This is a genomic window from Mesorhizobium sp. WSM2561 (genome assembly GCF_000513915.1).
Lineage (GTDB): Bacteria > Pseudomonadota > Alphaproteobacteria > Rhizobiales > Rhizobiaceae > Mesorhizobium > Mesorhizobium muleiense.
In genome coordinates this window covers 164,424-181,044 of record NZ_AZUX01000004.1, presented here as the reverse complement: position 1 = coordinate 181,044, position 16,621 = coordinate 164,424, and the positions used below count along the sequence as shown (strand labels likewise).

At 62.7% G+C, this 16,621-nt stretch carries 20 protein-coding genes; 10 read left to right on the top strand and 10 right to left on the bottom strand.

Translation table 11 applies throughout. The annotated features are described in order from the left end of the window. The first annotated feature begins 50 nt into the window (after nucleotides 1-50). Both M727_RS0107400 and M727_RS0107395 read left to right on the top strand, forming a co-directional pair. Complete coding sequence (locus M727_RS0107400; protein ID WP_027152143.1) at nucleotides 51-881, top strand: transglutaminase family protein; 831 nt, start codon at nucleotides 51-53, stop codon at nucleotides 879-881. A gap of 102 nt (nucleotides 882-983) precedes the next feature. Beyond that, nucleotides 984-1,388: a GFA family protein gene (locus M727_RS0107395; protein WP_027152142.1), complete on the top strand. Its 405-nt coding sequence runs from the start codon at nucleotides 984-986 to the stop codon at nucleotides 1,386-1,388. Nucleotides 1,389-1,392: 4 nt separating this feature from the next. Here the strand turns inward: M727_RS0107395 and M727_RS0107390 are convergent, their stop codons facing one another. After that, on the bottom strand, nucleotides 1,393-2,652 hold the full coding sequence (locus M727_RS0107390; protein ID WP_027152141.1) for a DNA recombination protein RmuC: 1,260 nt from the start codon (nucleotides 2,650-2,652) through the stop codon (nucleotides 1,393-1,395). Between the two features lie 105 nt (nucleotides 2,653-2,757). Here M727_RS0107390 and def point away from each other — a divergent pair, with 105 nt between their 5' ends. The 5 genes from def to truA all read left to right on the top strand — a co-directional run bounded on the left by def (nucleotide 2,758) and on the right by truA (nucleotide 5,951). Beyond that, the gene (gene def / locus M727_RS0107385; RefSeq protein ID WP_027152140.1) at nucleotides 2,758-3,303 is read left to right on the top strand and encodes a peptide deformylase; all 546 of its coding nucleotides are present in this window, start codon (nucleotides 2,758-2,760) and stop codon (nucleotides 3,301-3,303) included. A 94-nt stretch (nucleotides 3,304-3,397) separates the two neighbouring features. Continuing rightward, the gene (locus M727_RS0107380) at nucleotides 3,398-3,703 is read left to right on the top strand and encodes a hypothetical protein (protein WP_027152139.1); all 306 of its coding nucleotides are present in this window, start codon (nucleotides 3,398-3,400) and stop codon (nucleotides 3,701-3,703) included. A 30-nt stretch (nucleotides 3,704-3,733) separates the two neighbouring features. Continuing rightward, nucleotides 3,734-4,669, top strand: coding sequence for a methionyl-tRNA formyltransferase (fmt, locus tag M727_RS0107375; protein ID WP_027152138.1), 936 nt, complete (start codon nucleotides 3,734-3,736; stop codon nucleotides 4,667-4,669). Continuing rightward, nucleotides 4,666-5,175: an N-acetyltransferase gene (locus M727_RS0107370; RefSeq protein ID WP_027152137.1), complete on the top strand. Its 510-nt coding sequence runs from the start codon at nucleotides 4,666-4,668 to the stop codon at nucleotides 5,173-5,175. The genes fmt and M727_RS0107370 overlap by 4 nt, the downstream gene beginning before the upstream one ends. A 17-nt stretch (nucleotides 5,176-5,192) precedes the next feature. Further along, nucleotides 5,193-5,951 carry a tRNA pseudouridine(38-40) synthase TruA gene (truA, locus tag M727_RS0107365; RefSeq protein WP_027152136.1) on the top strand — a complete coding sequence of 253 codons (759 nt, stop codon included), beginning with the start codon at nucleotides 5,193-5,195 and terminating at the stop codon, nucleotides 5,949-5,951. A 152-nt stretch (nucleotides 5,952-6,103) separates the two neighbouring features. Here the strand turns inward: truA and M727_RS0107360 are convergent, their stop codons facing one another. The 6 genes from M727_RS0107360 to dapD all read right to left on the bottom strand — a co-directional run bounded on the left by M727_RS0107360 (nucleotide 6,104) and on the right by dapD (nucleotide 11,452). Continuing rightward, a complete protein-coding gene (locus M727_RS0107360; RefSeq protein ID WP_027152135.1) occupies nucleotides 6,104-6,709 on the bottom strand; it encodes a hypothetical protein in 606 nt (201 codons plus the stop codon). A gap of 2 nt (nucleotides 6,710-6,711) precedes the next feature. Further along, nucleotides 6,712-7,911, bottom strand: coding sequence for a succinyl-diaminopimelate desuccinylase (dapE, locus tag M727_RS0107355; RefSeq protein WP_027152134.1), 1,200 nt, complete (start codon nucleotides 7,909-7,911; stop codon nucleotides 6,712-6,714). Nucleotides 7,912-8,201: 290 nt separating this feature from the next. Next, nucleotides 8,202-9,209 carry a GGDEF domain-containing protein gene (locus M727_RS35990; RefSeq protein WP_051505548.1) on the bottom strand — a complete coding sequence of 336 codons (1,008 nt, stop codon included), beginning with the start codon at nucleotides 9,207-9,209 and terminating at the stop codon, nucleotides 8,202-8,204. Between the two features lie 246 nt (nucleotides 9,210-9,455). Further along, nucleotides 9,456-10,178 (bottom strand): hypothetical protein, encoded by a 723-nt coding sequence (locus M727_RS35985; protein WP_036261710.1) that lies wholly within the window; start codon nucleotides 10,176-10,178, stop codon nucleotides 9,456-9,458. 21 nt (nucleotides 10,179-10,199) lie between these two features. Next, nucleotides 10,200-10,571, bottom strand: a complete 372-nt coding sequence (locus tag M727_RS0107340) for a DUF805 domain-containing protein (RefSeq protein WP_027152133.1) — start codon at nucleotides 10,569-10,571, stop codon at nucleotides 10,200-10,202. A 26-nt stretch (nucleotides 10,572-10,597) separates the two neighbouring features. Then, a complete protein-coding gene (dapD, locus tag M727_RS0107335) occupies nucleotides 10,598-11,452 on the bottom strand; it encodes a 2,3,4,5-tetrahydropyridine-2,6-dicarboxylate N-succinyltransferase (RefSeq protein WP_027152132.1) in 855 nt (284 codons plus the stop codon). Between the two features lie 143 nt (nucleotides 11,453-11,595). Between dapD and M727_RS0107330 the strand changes: the two genes are divergently transcribed. Continuing rightward, a complete protein-coding gene (locus M727_RS0107330) occupies nucleotides 11,596-12,435 on the top strand; it encodes an LOG family protein (RefSeq protein ID WP_023801573.1) in 840 nt (279 codons plus the stop codon). 36 nt (nucleotides 12,436-12,471) lie between these two features. Here M727_RS0107330 and M727_RS0107325 read toward each other — a convergent pair whose 3' ends face one another. Further along, complete coding sequence (locus M727_RS0107325; RefSeq protein WP_023801574.1) at nucleotides 12,472-13,179, bottom strand: pyrimidine 5'-nucleotidase; 708 nt, start codon at nucleotides 13,177-13,179, stop codon at nucleotides 12,472-12,474. A 162-nt stretch (nucleotides 13,180-13,341) separates the two neighbouring features. Here M727_RS0107325 and M727_RS0107320 point away from each other — a divergent pair, with 162 nt between their 5' ends. Next, complete coding sequence (locus M727_RS0107320) at nucleotides 13,342-14,103, top strand: GGDEF domain-containing protein (RefSeq protein WP_023801575.1); 762 nt, start codon at nucleotides 13,342-13,344, stop codon at nucleotides 14,101-14,103. Between the two features lie 106 nt (nucleotides 14,104-14,209). On the opposite strand, the gene phhA is transcribed toward M727_RS0107320, so the two are convergent. Further along, complete coding sequence (gene phhA, locus M727_RS0107315; RefSeq protein WP_027152131.1) at nucleotides 14,210-15,046, bottom strand: phenylalanine 4-monooxygenase; 837 nt, start codon at nucleotides 15,044-15,046, stop codon at nucleotides 14,210-14,212. A gap of 135 nt (nucleotides 15,047-15,181) precedes the next feature. On the opposite strand from phhA, the gene M727_RS0107310 reads away from it, so the two are divergent. After that, nucleotides 15,182-15,658: an Lrp/AsnC family transcriptional regulator gene (locus M727_RS0107310; RefSeq protein ID WP_023801577.1), complete on the top strand. Its 477-nt coding sequence runs from the start codon at nucleotides 15,182-15,184 to the stop codon at nucleotides 15,656-15,658. A gap of 57 nt (nucleotides 15,659-15,715) precedes the next feature. Here the strand turns inward: M727_RS0107310 and argB are convergent, their stop codons facing one another. Further along, entirely contained in the window at nucleotides 15,716-16,609 is an 894-nt protein-coding gene (gene argB, locus M727_RS0107305) for an acetylglutamate kinase (RefSeq protein WP_027152130.1), read from the bottom strand. Between the last annotated feature and the right edge of the window lie 12 nt (nucleotides 16,610-16,621).

The following is a 16,621-nucleotide window of genomic DNA, read 5'->3' as shown; positions in this document are numbered from 1 at the left end:
CGGCCCGTGCCTTCGCCGGGTGGTGATCCGGCAGGACGGTCAGGACGACAATGCGAATTCATATCGGCTGCGAGATGAGCTTCGACTTTCCGCAGGAAACGCCGCTGATCGCGATGCTCAACGTCCACTATTCCCGCGCGTCCGATCTCGAGCGGCCGGATTTCCTGACTTCGAACCCACCGGTGCCGATCGAGAGCTACCGCGACAGTTTCGGCAATTGGTGCAATCGTCTTGTCGCCCCGCCCGGTCGCTTCACCTTCGGCACGGACGCCGTGATCCGCGATCCCGGAACCTTCGAGATCGGCGATCTGGTGGCGTGGCAGCACGAGGTGCGCGACCTGCCGTCGGAGACATTGCTGTTCCTGCTGCCGAGCCGCTATTGCGAGAGCGACGTGCTGGCGAGCGAGGCGTGGCGGCTGTTCGGCCACTCACCGCTCGGTATTCCACGCGTGCAGGCGGTCTGCGATTTCGTCCACAACCACATCATCTTCAACTACGGCAACGCGCGGCCGACGCGCACGGCGACAGAGGCCTATCGAGAGCAAAGCGGCGTTTGCCGCGACTTTGCCCATCTCGCCGTCGCCTTCTGCCGCGCCTTGAACATCCCGACGCGCTATTGCACCGGCTACATCAGCGACATCGGCCTGCCGAAGCCTTGGTCGGACATGGACTTCGCCGCCTGGATGGAGGTCTACCTCGGCGGTCGCTGGCATGCCTTCGATCCGCGCAACAATGCGCCGCGCATCGGCCGCATCCTGATCGCCTCCGGCCGCGACGCAGCCGATGTGCCGCTGACCCATATTTTCGGGCCGGGCACGCTGGCCGGTTTCAAGGTCTGGACGGAGGAAGTCATCGAACAGGCGTCGACGCAGCAGCCTTGAACCAGCGGATGGTTTGCCGCGTTGTGAATGCCTGTGTGGAGCTTCGGCGGCTGCGCCGTTAAGCTCCAACACGTCGAGGCGCGGCTGAAGGGAGGAACGAAGATGAAAATCGACGGCGGGTGCCATTGCGGCGCCATTACCTACGAGGCGGAGGTCGATCCGGACAACACCAGTATTTGTCACTGCATCGATTGTCAGCAGCTGACCGGAACAGCGTTTCGGGTGACCGTGCCGGCGCCGGAGGAGCGCTACCGGATCACCAAGGGCACGCCGAAGATCTACATCAAGACCGCAGCGAGCGGCGCCAGGCGCGCCCAGGCCTTTTGCGGCGAGTGCGGTACGCACCTCTATGCCACGTCGGTTGGCGACGGGCCGAAAGTCTATGGCATCAGGGTCGGCACGGCGCGGCAGCGCGAACAACTGATCCCGAGAAAGCAGATCTGGCACCGCTCGGCGCTGCATTGGCTGCCGGAGTTCGAAGGCACAATGATCGTCGAGGAGCAGTAGCCTCTCAGTCGTCGCCTTCGACCACCCTTAGCCTCAATTGGCCGGTCTTGGAGTCGGCGACGCGCGCACCCGCTTCGGTCTTCGCGTTGGCCGCCGATCCGGCGTCGCCTTCCGCCGGCTGCGCGCCGAACTCCAGCGCCTCGATCTTCTGGCCGCGCTTGGTCACCTTCGACGTCGAGACGAGAATATCGTCGATATCCTTGGCCGACTGGCCGAAATGGCTCTGCAGCTTGCGCACCCGCTCGTCAAGGCGCGAGACATCCTCCATCAGCCGGATGACTTCGCCCTGGATCAAATGCGCCTGCTCGCGCATGCGGGCGTCCTTGAGAATCGCCTGGATGACCTGAATCGACAGCATCAGCAGCGACGGCGAGACGATGACGATGCGAGCGCGGTGCGCCTTGTGGACAATCCCCTCGAAATTCTCGTGGATCTCGGCGAATACCGATTCCGACGGCACGAACATGAAGGCGGTGTCCTGCGTCTCGCCCTGGATCAGGTATTTGTCGGAAATATCGCGGACATGCACCTCGATATCACGCCGAAACGCTTGTGCGGCGACCTTCTGCAAATCGACGCCTTCGGCGGCACGGATGGCATTCCAGGCTTCCAGCGGAAACTTGGCGTCGATGGCGAGTGCAGGCGCGCCGTTCGGCATCTTCACCAGGCAGTCGGGCCGGCTGCCGTTCGACAGGGTCGCCTGGAATTCATAGGCGCCGTGCGGCAGGCCGTCGGCGACGATCGCCTCCATGCGCGACTGGCCGAAGGCGCCGCGCGTCTGTTTGTTGGAGAGGATTGCCTGAAGTTGCACGACCTGGCTGGCGAGCGACTGGATGTTGCCTTGCGCTGTATCGATGACCGCCAGCCGCTCCTGCAGTTTGGCGAGGCTTTCATGCGTCGATTTCGTCTGCTCGGTCATGGTCTGGCCGAGACGGCCGGTCATCGCGTCGAGACGCTGGCCGATCGACTGCGTGAGTTCGGCCTGCCGCGCCCCGAACACTTCGGCGATGGCGCCCATGCGGCCCTGCATCTCGGCCTGGCTTGCCAGGATGCCGGCCATCCGCGCCTCGGCGTCGCGGGCGTGGTCGGCGGCTTCCGCGGCAGCCACCGCACGCGCCTTGGCCGAGCGCCAGAGCGCGACGACGAGCGCCACGAACAGGCCCAGGAACAGGACCGCGCCGAATGCCAGCACGTGGCCGAGCGTGATCGTGGTGGCGCCGAGCCGGGCGATCGGTTCGGACAGGATGGTGGTCAGGTCGTTCATATCGGACAGCATAGATGATTCGGCCTGACGACACAGATCAAAACGTGAACGCCGCTGCAAATGCCCCGGTTGACGCTTTTCGTGCGAGGTCTTAGGTGAGACGCCATGTCGATCAAGCCGCTCATCATCCTTCCCGATCCCGTCCTGCGCCAGGTTTCGAAACCGGTCGAGCGCGTCGACGGCGCCTTGCGCAAACTGGCCGACGATATGCTGGACACGATGTATGATGCGCCGGGCATTGGTCTGGCGGCGATCCAGATCGGCGAACCGCTGCGCATGCTGGTGATCGACCTCGCCAAGGAAGACGAGCCGCCGGCGCCGCATGTCTTCATCAATCCCGAGATTCTTGAGAGCGCCGATCAGCGCTCGGTCTACGAGGAGGGGTGCCTGTCGATCCCGGATTACTATGCCGAGGTCGAGCGCCCTGCCGCCGTGCAGGTGAAATATCTCGATCGCGACGGCAAGCTGCAGGAGATCGAGGCCGAAGGGCTGATGGCGACTTGCCTGCAGCACGAAATCGACCATCTCAACGGCGTTCTGTTCATCGACCACATCTCGAAGCTGAAGCGCGACATGGTGGTGAAGAAGTTCAAGAAGCTCGCCAGGGACAAACCATCAGGCAGCAAGGCGCCGGGTAAGTTAGTGGGATAGGGCGATACTCGCGCAGTTTGATGCTGAACCTTTCGAAGATGTTGGCGGGACAGCGCCCCTCTACCCTGTTCCAGATCAGGAAATGGAGACGCCTATGAGCGACATGCTGATCAGAAATATTCCCGAACCCTTGAAGCGGGAAATCGAGCAGGCGGCGCGTAAGAGCGGCCAGAGCCTGTCGGGCAAGGCGATAGCTCTTCTGCCCGAAGGCATGGTCGCCGAAAGGCAAGCCAGGCTGGAGCCGGGTCTTTCGGCATGGGACGCTATTCGCGCCACTTTCGCTGCTGAAAACGCAATTGGCGATGAATTCGCCAAGATCATGAACGAAATCGAAGCAGAAAGGAAACGCGACTTCGGTCGCCGACCCGCAAAGTTCGCGACTTCGACTGAGCCGACTTAACGGCCAGACGAAGACCGGACCCGGAACAAAATGCCCTTGCGCGTCATCTTCATGGGTACGCCCGAATTCTCGGTGCCGACGCTGCGGGCGATCGCGGATGCCGGACATGAGATTGGAGCCGTCTACACTCAGCCGCCGCGCGCCGCCGGTCGCCGGGGGCTGGAACTGACGCCGTCGCCGGTGCAGCGCGAGGCCGAGCGGCTGGGCCTCGAGGTGCGGACGCCGGTGTCGCTGAAGAACGAGACCGAGCAGCAGGCGTTCCGCGCCTTGCGGGCCGATGTCGCCGTCGTCGCCGCCTATGGATTGCTGTTGCCCAAACCCATTCTCGAGGCGCCGCGGCTCGGCTGCCTCAATGGTCACGCGTCGCTGTTGCCACGCTGGCGCGGCGCCGCCCCTATCCAGCGCGCCATCATGGCCGGCGATACCGAGACAGGCATGATGGTGATGCGGATGGAAGAGGGCCTGGACACCGGCCCGGTGGCGATGGCCGAAAAATGCGCCATCGGCCCCGATATGACGGCCGGCGAACTGCATGATCGGTTGATGCACATTGGCGCCGCGCTGATGGCGGAAGCGCTGGCTCGTCTGGAACGGGATGCCCTGACTTTTACCGCACAGGCGACGGAGGGGGTGACCTATGCCAAAAAGATCGATAAAGCGGAGACGCGCGTGGACTGGACGCGGCCTGCTGGCGAAGTCCACGATCATATTCGCGGCCTGTCGCCCTTTCCCGGCGCATGGTGCGAGATCGAAATTGGCGGCCGCCTGGAGCGGCTGAAACTGCTTCGCTCGACGCTTTCGCAAGGCGCGGGCGAGCCGGGAGGAATTCTCGACGACCGGCTGACGGTCGCCTGCGGATCAGGCGCGATCAGGTTGGTCGAAGTTCAACGTGCGGGCGGAAGGCCCATTGCCGCGCAGGAATTTCTGCGCGGGGCCAAGCTCGAAAAAGGAATGAAATTCTCATGAGCATGATGTCGATACGCGCGGCGACGCCGCGGGACCGCGAGGCGATCCGCCTGGTCGAGGAACACGCATTCGGCCAGCAGGCGGAGGCCGGACTGGTCGACGCGCTGGTCAGCGGCGGCGATGCCGTCGTCGAACTGGTGGCGGAAGAAGATGGACAGGTGGTCGGCCATATTCTGTTTTCGCGGCTTTACGTGCAGAACGGCGGCAAGAGCTTTCCGGCAGTGGCGCTGGCGCCTCTGGCGGTCGAGCCGTCATTCCATGGCACCGGCATCGGCGGTGCGCTGGTCCGCGAGGCGCATATCCGCCTGAAGGATGCCGGCGAGGTGCTGGCGGTGGTGCTTGGCGATCCCGCATATTATGGCCGCTTCGGCTACAGTCACGCGCGCGCCGAAAAATTCGAAAGCGAGTTCCAGGGCGAAGCGATGCAGGCGCTGGTCTGGGGCGAAGCGCCTGAGACCGGCAAGCTGGTCTACGCTTCGGCTTTCGGCACCGCGCTCGCCGCCTAACCTCATCCTTCTTAGGAATGCCGCGTTTTCGCCTCGACATCGAATATGACGGCAGCCTCTATGCCGGCTGGCAGCGCCAGGCAGACCAGCCTTCGGTGCAGCAGGCGATCGAACAGGCGATCGAGAAATTCTGCGGCGAACAGGTCTCGCTGCGCGGCGCCGGCCGCACCGATGCCGGCGTCCACGCGACCGGTCAGGTGGCGCATGTCGATCTCGTCAGGGCGTGGCCTGATGACAAGGTTCGCGATGCCGTCAACGCCCACCTGCAAACGGCCAAGGCGCGCATCGCCATCCTCAAGGCGGCTGTGGTGCCGGATAGCTTCGATGCGCGTTTCTCGGCGATCGGCCGCCACTATCTCTACCGCATCGTCAACCGGCGCGCGCCGGCGGCGCTCGACAAGGGCAAGATCTGGTGGGTGCCGAAGCGGCTCGACGCCGAGGCCATGCACGAAGCGGCAAAGGTGCTGCTGGGGCGGCATGATTTCACCACGTTCCGCTCGACCCAGTGCCAGGCCGACAACCCGGTCCGGACGCTCGACCGGCTGGATGTCAGTCGGCTGGGTGACATGATCGAAGTGCGAGCCTCGGCGCGCTCGTTCCTGCACAATCAGGTGCGCTCGATGGTCGGCTCGCTGAAGCGCGTCGGCGAAGGCGGCTGGACAATTGCCGATCTGAAGGCGGCGCTCGACGCGCGCGACCGTGCAGCCTGTGGCCAGGTGGCGCCGCCCGATGGGCTTTTTCTCGTTGGGGTAGATTATCCGAAGGCGTCCCGATGACGCGGCTAGATGTGCCGATCAGTCAGCGTCACTAGGCTAGGTCGTCCTGCCAATCGGCCCAGCCGTAGAACACGCGCACAATCACCACGCGCTCGGACTCTACAATGAAGGCGATGGTGACGCGGCGTGTGAATCCGATGATGCGAAGCTATTCAAGTCCCGGTTCCGCTCGGCGCACCGATGCCGAGCAGGGCCTGCAGCGCGAACAGAACGACCAGCGACGCCACGAACATTCCGGCGAAGACAGCGCTGCCGACAGCCGCGCCCCTGCCGATGGCAACGTTTGTCATCCGCCAGGTCAGGATCATCGACAGCGCGAACAAAAGCAGCGACGCCAGTACGGCGAACTCGTTGGTGGACGGCAGGAAAAGCCTGATCAACGCCGCTGGCAGCATCATCCAGGCGATGATCGCCGACGCCCAGTTGCTGGCGACGACATAGTGGACGAAGCGCCCGCCGATGCCGGCGCGCGGCGCGACGAGGGCAAGGCCGACAAGCGGCAACACCCAGACGCCGATGTCGACTGTCGCCAGACGGATCAGCATGCTGAAGCGTCCGGCGAATGCATTCGGATCGCCGATCTCGTTGGCGAGGCCGACCCAACCGACGATCAGCGCCGGTGCCGCGACGACGATGGCGAAGAAGGAATTCCAGAAACCGTCGGCCGAAAGGTCGAACTGGCGCAGCCCATCGGCCTTGCCGAGCATCAGTCGCCAGGCGCCGTTGAGCGAAGCATAGGTTTCATCCGACGAAAGCATGATTACGATGCGCCTTGCTCGAACCAGTCTTCGATGAAGCGCAGATAAATCTGCGTCAGCGTCTCGAGGTCGGCAAGTGCGACGCGTTCATCGACCATGTGCATGGTCTTGCCGACCAGCCCGAACTCGACCACCGGACAATAATCCTTGATGAAGCGTGCGTCGGAGGTGCCGCCGGAGGTGGAAAGCGCCGGCTTCCTGCCGATCACCGCCTTGACCGAACCGCTGAGCGCTTCGATCAGCCGCTCGTCGCGGGTGAGGAAGACGTGGCTCGGCCGGTCGCGCCAGGCGAGTTCGTAATCGACCGGTGTCGTCTTGCCGGCCCGGTATTTCTTTCGCTTCGCCGCCTTGTCGAGACGGTTGTGGATTTCCGCCTGGATGGTCTCGGCGGTCCATGTGTCGTTGAAGCGGATGTTGAAGGCGGCGGTCGCCTTTGCCGGAATAACATTGGTGGCCGGATTGCCGACGTCGATCGAGGTTACCTCCAGATTGGTCGGCTGGAAGTCCTTGGTGCCCTTGTCGAAGACTGGGTGCAGCAAGGCTTCGACCAGCGTCATCAGGCCGCGCACCGGATTGTCGGCAAGCTGCGGATAGGCGGCGTGGCCTTGGCGGCCGTTGACGATGATGCAGCCGGACAAAGAGCCGCGCCGGCCGATCTTGATCATGTCGCCCAGCGCATCGGGATTGGTCGGCTCGCCGACGATCGACGCATCCCATTTCTCGCCCTTGGCGACCGCCCATTCGAGCAGCTTTGTCGTGCCGTTGATGGCCGGCCCTTCTTCGTCGCCGGTGATCAGCAGCGAGACCGAGCCTTTCAGGCCGCCTTTCGACTCGAGATGGCGCGCCACGGCGGCGATGAAACAGGCGATGCCCCCCTTCATGTCGACGGCACCGCGACCGAACATCTCGCCCTTGGCGATCTCGGCAGCGAAAGGCGGATGCGTCCATGAGGTCTCGTCGCCGACCGGCACCACGTCGGTATGCCCGGCGAACATCAGGTGCGGACCGTTGCCGGAGCGCCGCGCATAGAGATTTTCGATATCGGGCGTGCCGTCCTCCGAGAACACCGGGCGCTCGACGGAAAAGCCGAGTGGTTTCAGCATTGTTTCCAGCGTGCTCAGTGCCCCGCCCTCGATAGGTGTCACGGAGGGGCAGCGGATGAGGGCGGCGAGATTTCCAGCGGGATCGGTCGGCAACGTCATGGGCAAAAGCGTTAGTCGAAAGCGCAAGGCCTGTCACGGCCAGACATAAGGGCCAGCCATCCCGCCGACACTATGGTTTTCATGGCGTATTGTCGCAGGCCTGATGCATGTCGCCCAAAAGGCATGGCCCTGGGCTTGACCGGTGCGGGCGCAGCGGTTTTGGGCAAATGCGCATAAAACAAACAAAGGCTTAAAGTGCGTCGCAGGAGTCGCTTCAGACGCGACGCACTTAGGCGGGATACGAGATATTGCATGGACTGAGCGACAAAAGGCCCAAATAATCGCTGTGGTCAGTTCGCGGCCCGCACATGCGCCCGGTAACGGCCCTTTCCGGTGCGTTTGGCTTCATAGAGCGCGTGATCGGAGCAGGTGAGAAGAAGTTCCGGCTCGCCGCCGTCGGCAGGCGCGAAGGCACTTCCAATGCTCAACCCGATGGGTATTGCGGTGCCCACGCCAAGGTTGAAAGGTACCGAAATCTTCTCAATGGCGCGCTTTGCCAGGAGGGTGGCTTCGATCTCGGATGTGTCGGGCAGCAGGATCACGAATTCGTCACCGCCGATGCGAAAGACCATATCCCCGGGTCGGAAAGCGCGCTTCAATCGTTCGGCCACCTTGCGCAGCAGCATGTCGCCGACCGCGTGGCCGAAGCGGTCATTGACGTGTTTGAAGCCGTCGAGGTCCATGCTGAGAACGGCAAACGGCCTGCCGCCGTTTGCTGCCGGCGCCGCAAGCTCGCTGCACATGCCGCGCAGTTTCTCCTGAAGGAAGATGCGGTTGGGCAGGTCGGTCAGCGCGTCCTTGATCGCCAGATCGCGATTGTCCAGTTCGGCGCGGATCATGCGGGCGTTGATCGCATGATTTTGAAGCAGCACGATGATGACGCCGGCCACATAGAAAGGCACTTGAAATCCGACGATCGACATTCCGGGCGCCGGAGATAACAGCGCGCCAACTAGGAAAGGCAGGCTTACCGCCAGCATGACGAATATGGCGTAGCGCGGGGTCGCTGCGTTGCGCGACGACACCACGCCGACGACGCCTGCGACGTTCAAGGCAGCCAGCACGGCAAGCGCCATATCCCCGCTGACGACGCAGCCATAGCAGCCGAGGCCGAAAATCACCGACCATGACCCACCGGCGGCCATAAGGCCTGCCAGCGGCCCCGTTCCCCCGCGCATGCGGGTCCGCTCACATTCCCGCATCAGCAGGAAGCGGACGGCAAACAGAATGAGGTCGGCCGCCATCCAGGCGTAAGGCCACCGGTCGCCGGTGAAGACAGTGGCGCCGACTGCCAGCACCAGGACACTGATGGTGCCGAACAGGACAGCGAATTTGCCTCGAAAGTGGTGTCGAGAAGCCGCGCGCGGACAGCTTCCGGTTCCGCTCTGATCGGTGAAGAAAACCGGGCGAACAGCCGCGCGCCGGCGCTTCGCTTTCCGCGCGTTTTCGGGTTGGCCAGGGGTTCGTCGTGTGCCAGTCGAGTGCTCCGTGCCGGTCGACACAGTCTTCACAGGGCATGCTGGATCAAGGTGATTAAGATTAGCTTAGGTACCTGGACGAGCCGACCGCAATGGACCGTCGATCAGCGTGATCTTTTGCCAGATCTTTCGCGACAGATTGGAGCCCAGGGACTCGATATCGTTGACGCCATCGACGACCACATCGTCGTTGACCGATTGCGCGAACAGCGCGGCGATCTTGCCGGTGATCGACAGCATTTCGGAGCAATAGTCGGGGTAGCGCGCGAGATCGGCACGGTCGGTTATGCGTGCCGGTGAATGCGATGTCGGCTTGAAATCGGTTGAAAGCGCTGCCGGATCCTTGGTCAGCTGATGCATGTCGATGACATGTATCAACGATCGCAAGCCATGAAGCTTGCGAAACACCTGCTTGCGCTTGATGCGCTCCTCGGTCCGGATCAAGGCCAGAAAGCCGAGCATCGCGAGGATGATCATGTTGATCAAGGATTCGATGCCTTGCACCGACTGGATGGCGTCGTGGGTTCCCGAGATGCGGCCGAGCGGCAGGATGGTGCCGACGAACAGGAACATCAGCGCGCCGGCGGCAATGGCCGTGATGACGACGCCGCGCAGCCACCAGATCGGCGCTTCCAGCGCCTTCGCCGCCTTGGCCAGATCACGTGACAGCGACACAAGTTCGATGGCGACGCCACGCAAGCCGGCATCGGGAAACCGTTCGGCGACGCGTTTTTCCAGTCGCTCGGCGGTTTCGATGATCAGTTTCGCATCAAGCGTGCGGTAGCGCATGGCTAGATACCCGCCCGGCGCTCAGGATTCGGCCGGCGCATTGGTGCGTTTGCCGTAGCGGTTGGGTCCGGGATCACTTTTGAAAAAGGCCAGAATGACAAGGAGAATGGCGCCGACGATGAGAGAGATCAATGCGTAGTAGGTGGGCTTGCCGAAATCATGGAACCGCTTCGCCGTTAGCGCAAAGGTCGACCATGTCGAGACAACCACAGCGATCCACCAGGCGAGCGCCCAGTACTGACTTGCAGCAGTGCCCAACGGCGTTCGCGAGAACTGGTAGAGCAGGAAAAGCTGAGTGAGGAGCGGCAGAAGACCCGCCAAAACATAGGCGCTGGGGTTCACTCGCCCGGAAAGGCTGAAGAAAAGCCAAAGAAATCGAGGTCTGTCGAGCAAGCGGGCACGTCCGTTTTTTGAAAAGATCAATCGCGAAGTAGTTCATTGATCGAGGTTTTGGAACGGGTCCTGGCATCGACCCGCTTGACGATGACGGCGCAGTAGAGGCTCGGACCGGCCTCGCCATTGGGCAAAGGCTTGCCGGGCATCGAGCCGGCGACGACGACGGAATTGGCCGGCACTTCGCCGTAGAAAATTTCCCCGGTGGCGCGGTCGACGATCTTGGTCGACTGGCCGATGAACACACCCATGCCGAGCACCGAGCCCTCGCGCACGATGCAGCCTTCGACCACTTCGGAACGTGCGCCGACGAAGCAATTGTCCTCGATGATGGTGGGGCCGGCCTGCATCGGTTCCAGCACGCCGCCGATGCCGACGCCGCCCGACAGATGCACATTCTTGCCGATCTGGGCACAGGAGCCGACCGAGGCCCATGTGTCGACCATGGTGCCGCTGTCGACATAGGCTCCGACATTGACGAAGGACGGCATCAGCACGGCACCTGGCGCGACGTAGGCGGAGCGCCGCACGATCGACGACGGCACGGCGCGGAAACCTGCCTTCTCGAAATCGATGGCGCTCCAGCCGTCGAATTTCGACGGCACCTTGTCCCACCACACGGCCTGGCCCGGACCACCCTTGATGATCTCCATCGGGTTGAGCCGGAACGACAGCAGCACCGCTTTCTTCAGCCACTGGTTGACATGCCATGTGCCGTCGGCCTGGCGCTCGGCAACGCGGACGACACCCCGATCGAGCAGGTCGAGCGCCGCCTGGATGGCGTCGCGCGTCGCGCCGCGGGTTGCCGTCGAAATCGTCTCGCGTTCCTCGAAGGCGGTTTCGATGGTCTTTTCGAGGCTCGCCAGATCGGGCTTTGACATGAATTCGCTCCATTACCAAGCTGTTAAGGGGCCGCACCTTAACCTGTTTTGAAAGTCGCCGGACCCTATGTGAAGGCTTGGTGAGGGTCAATCGCGGCTGCGTCGCGGGACGGCGCAACTGAATAATTGGACGGGTAGGCATTATGACTCCTATGGAAAAGGCGGGGTGGACGCCGCTGCCGCATTCGGACGAGGATCTGGAGCGGTCGAAAAGCGTGCCGGACACGCCGCAGACGCGTGCCGAGACCTACCGGTTGGCCTGGAACGATCCCGACTTCATGACACGGCGCGAATTGCGCGCGGTCAGGCTGCAGCTCGAACTGTTGAAGCCGGAGATGATCCTGGCCGAGCGCGGCATCGGCTCGACCGTCATCCTGTTCGGCGGGGCGCGCATACCCGAGCCGGGCGGTGAAGCCTGGGCGGCCAAGAACGAGACGCAGAAGGAAAACCTCGAGAAAAACAGCAAATATTACGAGGAAGCGCGAAAATTCGCCCGGCTCTGCTCGCAGCAGTCGGCCACCTCCTATTATCGCGAATTCGTCGTGGTGACAGGCGGCGGACCCGGCGTGATGGAAGCCGGCAACCGCGGCGCCGACGATGTCGGCGCCCCGTCGATCGGCCTCAACATCGTGTTGCCGCACGAGCAGGCGCCGAATGCCTATGTGACGCCGGAGCTCTGTTTCAACTTCCACTATTTCGCGGTCCGCAAGATGCATTTCGTCATGCGCGCCAAGGCTGTCGCGGTGTTTCCCGGCGGCTTCGGCACGATGGACGAATTCTTCGAAACGCTGACCCTGATCCAGACCGGCCGCATGGAGCGCGTGCCGGTGATCCTGTTCGGCAAGGCTTTCTGGAAACGGGCGATCGATCTCGATTTCCTCGCCGAGCAAGGCACGATCACCCCTGGCGACCAGGACATCATCGATTTCGTCGACACCGCCGACGAAGCCTGGGGGATCATCAGCCGCTTCTATCAGCTTTAGGCCGCGGGCTTCGATCCGGCTTTACGAAGCAACGGCTCAAGCGGTGATGTCGACGATCGCGGTGAGGAATTCGGCAAGATCGTCTGTGACGAAATCCACATCGTCCTCGTGGCCCGGGTCACGTTCCCAGATTTCCGAGAAGGTCGGCTCGAAGTTGCGCGGCACAACCAGCACCGTGGTCATGCCCAGCGATTTCGGCACGGACAGGTTGCGGGCCAGATCCTCGAACATCACCGCATTGTGGCCGGTGACCGCGTGGAGTTCCGCGAACTTCTCGTAGGTCTGGCGCGCCGGCTTGGGGTTCAGCCCGGCAGCGACGATATCGAAGATGTCGTCGAAATGATCGAGGATGCCGAGTTGGCGCGCGGTGCGTTCGGCATGCCTGCGGTCGCCATTGGTGAAGATGAACTTGCGGCCGGGAAGCTGGCGGATGGCGGTGCCGAGAACGGGATCGGGAACCAGCCAGGAATAGTCGATGTCATGGACCTTCTCGAGAAAGTCGTCGGGATCGATGCCGTGGCGCGCCATCAGACCGTTCAGCGTCGTGCCATATTCCCGGTAGAGTTCCTTCTGCAGCTTGCGGGCATCGTCGCGTGGCAGCGTCAGCAGTTCTCCGACATAGGCGGTCATCTTTACGTCGATCTGCGAGAACAGGTTCGAATGGTGCGGATAGAGGGTGTTGTCGAGGTCGAACACCCAGTCGGTGACATGGGCAAAGCGGGCGGGGTCCGGGAGCGTGGTCATGCAACCCCTTATGGCACGAAACAATGCTTTTGGCAGAGGCTTTATCCACAACTTATGCGCGTCATGGGTGGCGAAAATCGCGCGATGGTTCAAATTTTAGGCATCGCCGAAAGGTGCCATTCAGGGCTTGCTGGCACACAGACGGTCCAGGGGGAACCAGCGATGAGCCGCATATTTCTGAAGTCTGCCGCCGTCGCTTTCGCCTCCCTCGCAGTCTCGCTTTTGTTGACGCTGATCGTCGTTCCGGCAATGGGCTTTCCGATCAACCGCACGATCTGGCTGACATCCACGGTCTGCCCGCTGGTGCTCGCCTGGATCGCCAGCGCCTACACGTTCTGGCAGGGCGAGAGGTTGAAAGGCGCCCATCGCGACCTCGCCCGCGCTCATGCCCAGCTCGCCGCTGCGCATCGGCGCCTGTCGGAGAAGGCAAGCCGCGACGACATGACCGGCATGCTCAACCGCGAGAGCTTCTTCGCCGCCCTCGAGGCCACCCGGCGTAAATCCGATCGCGGTGCGTTGCTGATCATCGACGCCGATCACTTCAAGCTCATCAACGACAGCTACGGCCATCTGACCGGCGACGATGCGCTGCTCCTGATTGCAAGCGCGATCGAGCGCGGCGTGCGCAGCGGCGACGTGATCGGCCGCATCGGCGGCGAGGAATTCGGTGCGTTTCTGGTCGGCGCCACCGAACAGGAAGCCAAACGCGTCGCTGAACGCATTCGCCGTGAAGTCGAGCTGATCCGCTTCCGTCCCGTCGATGAGCGGGTCATACCCCTCACCGTCAGCATCGGCGGTGTCACCTGCGGCGAGGATGCCGGCGTATCGGATCTGATGCGTGTCGCCGACCGCCGCCTTTATCAGGCCAAGGATCGCGGCCGCAATCTGACCATCCTGGACAGGGACGTTTCCGAAGCGGCCTGAACGGTCCCATCTTCTCGGCTTCCGGCCTGCCGATGGATCGTCATTCCAGCGCGCCACCAATAACGCCCGCGCCGATCGGCTGCGAGCGTCCGAGCCTGGCCAGCGTCTAAAGTTTCGCCGGGTCGAGCGCCGGCTTGCCCTTGTGGCGTCCGATGATCGCTGCCATGTCGGCGACGTTGTGGAAGGCATCGCGCAAAACGTCGAAGGACGGCAGCACGAAATAGGCGCGCTGGAACTTGTCGATCTCGTAGCCGGTGCGCATTACCGTTTCCAGATCGAAGGGAACATGATGCGCGTCCTTGCTTTCAACCGCGAATTGAAGTTCCGCAAAGGACGACATCAGCCCGGCGCCGAAAGCCTTCAACGGTTGGCCGGCCTCCTGGATCAGCCCGTATTCGACGGTGTACCAGTAGAGGCGGCTGATCATCTCGTCGCCGCCGAGCGCGATCAGATGCTCGGCCTTCTCGCCATACATCTGCATGAAATCGGCAAAGACCGGCTGGGTCAGCACCGGCACATGGCCGAAGAAGTCGTGGAACATATCCGGCTCGACGATGTAGTCGAGCTCTTGTTTCGTCCGCAGCCAGTTGGTCACCGGGAAGCGCCGGGCGGCCAGGTGGACGAAGAAGGCCGGTGCGGGAATGAGGCCCGGCACGGCGACGATTTCCCAACCGGTAAGCTTGCGCAGCTTCTCGCTGACCACACCGAAATCCGGAATCCTGTCGAGCAGGCCCAGCGTGGCGATGCCGTCGAGATAGGACCGGTGTGCCAGCTTTTTGGTCAGCTTCGTCTGGCGGTCGCACAGTGTCCGCCACACTGCCTGCTCGTCAGCAGTGTAGTTGTAGCTCTGCTCAACGGTGAAATCGGCCCGGCAGACCGAATAGTCGCCGCGAAGGCCTTGCGCCGCGCATTCGCGGGCGTAATCGGCAACGTTCATCGTCATGGCTGTTCTCCCTGGAAATCACGACTAACATCTTGAAAGTTTAGCCGGGTCCGGTGAGGCGAATCCGCTTTGATGATGGCTCGAACAGGCGATTTGAGGTAAAAGCCACCACAGCAGAGCTGCAGGAGAGTGAAAGTGCCTCAGTTTGATGATTTTGAGATCAAGATGCTCGATATCTTGCAGCGCGATGGGCGCAAGCCTGTGTCCGAACTGGCCCAGGAAATCGGGCTTTCGACGACGCCATGCGCGCGCCGCTTCGAGGCTCTTCAGAGCGCCGGCATCATCAAGCGCTTTGCCGCTGTGCTCAGCCGCCGCGCCATCGGCCTGATGGTCGAAGTGTTCATTCAGGTGCGCCTGGTGACCCACAGCGACGGGTCGCCCGAAACCTTTATCGCCGCCGTGCAGCGCATGGACGAGGTGTCGTCGTGCTGGACGATGACTGGCGACTACGATTTCCTGCTGCATGTGATGGTGCCGTCGGTCGACGAGCTCAACGCCTTTGTCATGCACCGGCTGATGCGGCTCGACGGCGTGCGCGATGTCCACACGCAGCTCGTGCTGCAGAACATCAAGGGGCCGGGCCACGTGCCGCTTGGGCACCTCAGGCGATAAATTCGCCCTGACGCCTGCTCAACCCTGGATTTCTGGCCGACAAGTTGCAGCCTGCGCTCAAGGCACGATCAGTGTGCCGGCGCCGTGTTCGGTAAACAGTTCGAGCAGCACCGAATGCGGCGTCTTGCCATTGAGGATGACGACGCCTTCGACGCCGCGCTCGATCGCATCGATGCAGGTCTCAACCTTGGGGATCATGCCGCCCGACACCGTGCCGTCCTTGATCAAGGCCATTGCCTCGGCGACGGTCAGTTCGTCAATGAGCTTCTTGTTCCTGTCGAGCACGCCGGGCACGTCGGTGAGGAACAGAAGGCGTGTCGCCTGACAGGCGCCGGCGATGGCGCCAGCGAAGGTGTCGGCATTGATGTTGTAGGTGTGGCCGTCACGGCCCGGCGCCACCGGCGCCAGCACCGGGATCATTTCGGACCGCGCCAGAAGGTCGAGCAGGGTGCGGTCGACCTCGACCGGCTCACCGACGAAGCCGAGATCGAGCACACGCTCGATGTTGGAGTCCGGGTCGACCATGGTCTTGCGCGCCTTTTCGGCGAAAACCATGTTGCCGTCCTTGCCGCACAGGCCGATGGCCCATTCGCCCTCGGCATTGATCAGCGCGACGATCTCCTTGTTGATCGAGCCGGCCAGCACCATCTCGACGATCTCGACCGTCTTCTGGTCGGTGACGCGCAATCCGCCCTCGAACTTCGATTCGATGCCCATCTTGCTCAGCATGGCGCCGATCTGCGGCCCGCCGCCATGCACGACGATCGGGTTGACGCCGGATTGTTTGAGCAGCGCGATGTCGCGGGCAAAGGCCTTGCCGAGCGCGATGTCGCCCATGGCGTGGCCGCCATACTTCACCACCACCGTCTTGTTCTCGTAGCGCTGCATATAGGGCAGCGCCCTCGAAAGCAGCGCGGCCTGCATTTCGGCGGTGGCGGCGAGGTCCGTCATTCGGCTTGGTTC

Coding starts and splice junctions, on each gene's coding strand:
- M727_RS0107400 (WP_027152143.1), top strand. CDS start 51: ATGCGAATTCATATCGGCTGCGAGATGAGCTTCGACTTTCCGCAGGAA.
- M727_RS0107395 (WP_027152142.1), top strand. CDS start 984: ATGAAAATCGACGGCGGGTGCCATTGCGGCGCCATTACCTACGAGGCG.
- M727_RS0107390 (WP_027152141.1), bottom strand. CDS start 2,652: ATGAACGACCTGACCACCATCCTGTCCGAACCGATCGCCCGGCTCGGC.
- def (WP_027152140.1), top strand. CDS start 2,758: ATGTCGATCAAGCCGCTCATCATCCTTCCCGATCCCGTCCTGCGCCAG.
- M727_RS0107380 (WP_027152139.1), top strand. CDS start 3,398: ATGAGCGACATGCTGATCAGAAATATTCCCGAACCCTTGAAGCGGGAA.
- fmt (WP_027152138.1), top strand. CDS start 3,734: ATGCCCTTGCGCGTCATCTTCATGGGTACGCCCGAATTCTCGGTGCCG.
- M727_RS0107370 (WP_027152137.1), top strand. CDS start 4,666: ATGAGCATGATGTCGATACGCGCGGCGACGCCGCGGGACCGCGAGGCG.
- truA (WP_027152136.1), top strand. CDS start 5,193: ATGCCGCGTTTTCGCCTCGACATCGAATATGACGGCAGCCTCTATGCC.
- M727_RS0107360 (WP_027152135.1), bottom strand. CDS start 6,709: ATGCTTTCGTCGGATGAAACCTATGCTTCGCTCAACGGCGCCTGGCGA.
- dapE (WP_027152134.1), bottom strand. CDS start 7,911: ATGACGTTGCCGACCGATCCCGCTGGAAATCTCGCCGCCCTCATCCGC.
- M727_RS35985 (WP_036261710.1), bottom strand. CDS start 10,178: ATGCGCTACCGCACGCTTGATGCGAAACTGATCATCGAAACCGCCGAG.
- dapD (WP_027152132.1), bottom strand. CDS start 11,452: ATGTCAAAGCCCGATCTGGCGAGCCTCGAAAAGACCATCGAAACCGCC.
- M727_RS0107330 (WP_023801573.1), top strand. CDS start 11,596: ATGACTCCTATGGAAAAGGCGGGGTGGACGCCGCTGCCGCATTCGGAC.
- M727_RS0107325 (WP_023801574.1), bottom strand. CDS start 13,179: ATGACCACGCTCCCGGACCCCGCCCGCTTTGCCCATGTCACCGACTGG.
- M727_RS0107320 (WP_023801575.1), top strand. CDS start 13,342: ATGAGCCGCATATTTCTGAAGTCTGCCGCCGTCGCTTTCGCCTCCCTC.
- phhA (WP_027152131.1), bottom strand. CDS start 15,046: ATGACGATGAACGTTGCCGATTACGCCCGCGAATGCGCGGCGCAAGGC.
- argB (WP_027152130.1), bottom strand. CDS start 16,609: ATGACGGACCTCGCCGCCACCGCCGAAATGCAGGCCGCGCTGCTTTCG.